This window comes from Vibrio xiamenensis (assembly GCF_900100015.1).
GTDB lineage: Bacteria > Pseudomonadota > Gammaproteobacteria > Enterobacterales > Vibrionaceae > Vibrio > Vibrio xiamenensis.
Map to the genome: position 1 here is coordinate 1 of NZ_FNDD01000072.1, position 2,885 is coordinate 2,885.

3 protein-coding genes are annotated in these 2,885 nt (G+C 42.8%); 1 reads left to right on the forward strand and 2 read right to left on the reverse strand.

Annotation, left to right across the window (positions count from 1 at the left end):
* Nucleotides 1-184: hypothetical protein (locus tag BLS03_RS25860; protein WP_218122057.1), on the forward strand; the 184-nt coding region annotated here is incomplete at its 5' end.
* Nucleotides 185-270: 86 nt separating this feature from the next.
* On the opposite strand, the gene BLS03_RS26065 is transcribed toward BLS03_RS25860, so the two are convergent.
* Together BLS03_RS26065 and BLS03_RS25205 are read right to left on the reverse strand one after the other, a co-directional pair.
* The gene (locus BLS03_RS26065) at nucleotides 271-402 is read right to left on the reverse strand and encodes a hypothetical protein (RefSeq protein ID WP_281241251.1); all 132 of its coding nucleotides are present in this window, start codon (nucleotides 400-402) and stop codon (nucleotides 271-273) included.
* A gap of 60 nt (nucleotides 403-462) precedes the next feature.
* Nucleotides 463-2,490 carry a protelomerase family protein gene (locus tag BLS03_RS25205; protein ID WP_093279588.1) on the reverse strand — a complete coding sequence of 676 codons (2,028 nt, stop codon included), beginning with the start codon at nucleotides 2,488-2,490 and terminating at the stop codon, nucleotides 463-465.
* Nucleotides 2,491-2,885 lie beyond the last annotated feature (395 nt).

Sequence of the window (2,885 nt, forward strand, 5' to 3'; positions counted from 1 at the left end):
ATTGATTTTGTTTCTTCGTTTACTGGATATAACATTCGTTTTCCCTACTTATCTGTTTATTAAAGCCACGGCGAATTGCGCGGCGTCCGATTCTGATACGTTTCCCAACTTAAACGGCCCTGCATTGCATGTTGAGCAATACCAACCATTTTCAGTTCTGAATGCCTTCGTAGATGGAACGTGACTGACCAGTTTGTGATACATTTCATCTGATCCACACTTTGGGCATGGTGGCGGTGTCCAATCAGGTATTTGCACTCATTACCCCTATTAAGCTGTAATTGGTTCTTCGGTAAGTTTCATAAATTCATCTAAGCCCATGTAACGGTCCTCGTTTGGAAACCATTCCCCCTCAAACTCTGGAAAGTAAAGATCTTCTTTGCTAGTCTCTTTGTCGGACATTTCTTATAGCTCCATATTTTAAGTGTCTTGCCCCTGTTGCAGCAGGGGCATTCAAATTACTTACAACTTAGCCTTGGCATACATCGCCACTGCAGCGTCTTTACTGGCCTTCTTATTTGGATTCCATACTTCACAAATAACTCGACCTTTAAACTCAATTCTCGCATGCCACATGCCGTTATCCTTGATTAGAATTGGCTCCGGTGGCGTATCAGGAAGTGATTTCCGAAATTCATAAATCGCCCAAGCCTTTTTGAAAGCTGCCATCATATTTTTAGCTTCCCCGGCATCAATAGAGAACACATCATCACCAAGGCTAATTTCCACCAGCCATAATCCGTTTTCATCTTTCGAACCCTTAAATTTGGGGTGAATGATGGCTTCCTCTTCAGTAGGTTCTGGCTTTGCCTTTTTCTCTTCGGTAACGCTTCGCGCCGCTTTATTATCCATAATGGCGTCGATAGACCAGTCGAGTTTCAACGCATCTTCCATTAACGTGAGATACTCAGTGACCATCTTATAGTTACGAGTTTTCCCATCGTTGTCCTTACGGATATCTATCGCTTTAATCACGCGATATGGGTCCTCTTCCAGCATGCTAATTACCGCTTCATGCAGTTTAATTCTTGCGGAGGTACCTTTTATCCATTCGTTATCGGACATCGCTTTTACTGCATCCAGGCGCCGCTTATCTGAATCAACAACCAATGGCTCCCAAGATTGGCCAGCATGCAACACCTTAAATTGCATGTAGTGCGCTTGCGCGTCAGTGTCGTGGTGGCCAAGCAGCTCTTTATAGAACATGTTTTCATCTTTGCTTTTCCAGCGCGTATCCTCTTTAAAGAACAATTCGAAGCAAACCTTGGCATAGATTGCCCGGGTATCCTTAAATAGCCACTCGCGGTAAATCTCCCCACCGTTCTCAGTGATAGGTTTGAATTCTAAAAGATCACGTATGAACTCATTTAGTGGTCGCGCAGTGCGATTGGCTACCAGCTGGTTCACCGAATATTGGCGAGTGGCTTCTAGCGAATTAAGCGCAAGAATGTTTGGAAACAGACGCAGCCGGTTGATGGCATCAAGAACTTTATTGGCATCGGTCAGCGTATAAATGATCATCGCATCATCCGTCATGCCGCCTCGTTTCTTCGCTTGGCCTACGAACTTAAGTTGGTGATTATCCACTTTCTCAAACTGTCCCTGGAACAAAACCTCGATCGCTCGGCGTCCGGTTGCCAGCGCAACACCTGTCGCCAGCGCTTCCCATCTATCAGCACTAGAAGGGCTGAGTAATAAGTCGAGCACTTGCATGGTCTTCACATAGTCGATTTCGATAGCGGTTTCTTTCTTCTCGGTCAGTGAGCGCTTTTTCTCTGCTGAACTGGTATCTCGAGCAAAAGCATCTTTCCGTAAGTGGCGCATAACCTCGTGGTCGATTTTTAGTGAAGAGAGCTGGCTGTAGAAATCGGGTACCTGGTTGATAACATCGTGCAGGTGCGCAATTTTCTCAGCACGTTCTGCAGGCTTAATGGTCTTTAACGCTTCCAGTTCGCTCGACCATTCTGGTAACGTTTTTATTCGCTCATTAACCACACTGGCATAGCGCGGTGTTTCTGGCGTCAGGCCTTTTAAATTTTTCTCTAAAGCGGTCACTAGCTTTAATTTATCGGTCAGTGTCTTCCAAGACTTGCGCGTTTCTTCTAATGAAAGCTCATCCCAGCCGTGCAGCATATAGGCGCATAACGGGTATTTATTCCGTAACCGTTCAATCGTTTCATCAAACGAATGGTGTTTAACGCCATTGGCACTAACAGCATTTCTCACATCCTTTAGGTAAGAAGAGGCCATGTTCAAAGAAATGGAGTTACGGTCTTTTTGAACACGCTTCCCGTACAAAGCTGTAATGACCTTTTGTGCAGAACGCTTATGTTTGACGGTTTTCTGCCCTTGGGGAAGGTCGCTTAAATCCGTTGTTCTCACCTCTTCTAAAAAGGCCGTAACAAGTTTAGGGAAGTCAAATTTCCGGTTTCTTTTCTCTATCCGTTCTGAATTATCAAACGATTTTGGGTTGACAGTGTTAGTACTCATAGCTCTCGCTCCATCGACAATAAATTAACTTAAGGTTACATCAAAATAAATTGGTTGTCAAATAACCACAAAGTTACATTTTAGTACACGACACTGTAAGAGTTACATTTGTGTAAATATATTTACGTCATGTATCAATATGTAACGTTACATATTACTAAACATTTACGTAAATGTTTAGCGATTTGTAACGTTACAGTTAAATACTTAATGTTAAGTATAAATGTGTAACCTTTAGGTGGTCGGCGCAAGATTTAATATACATTTATTTTTGTGTAACCTTTTTACTTGTGGCTCATGATTAATACTTTATGTCTTCATCATAGATTTTGCGTAAAAGTTAGAAGTAAGACGTTACTAGCCAAAATAGACCGACTTCCTACTGGTTCCGTTTT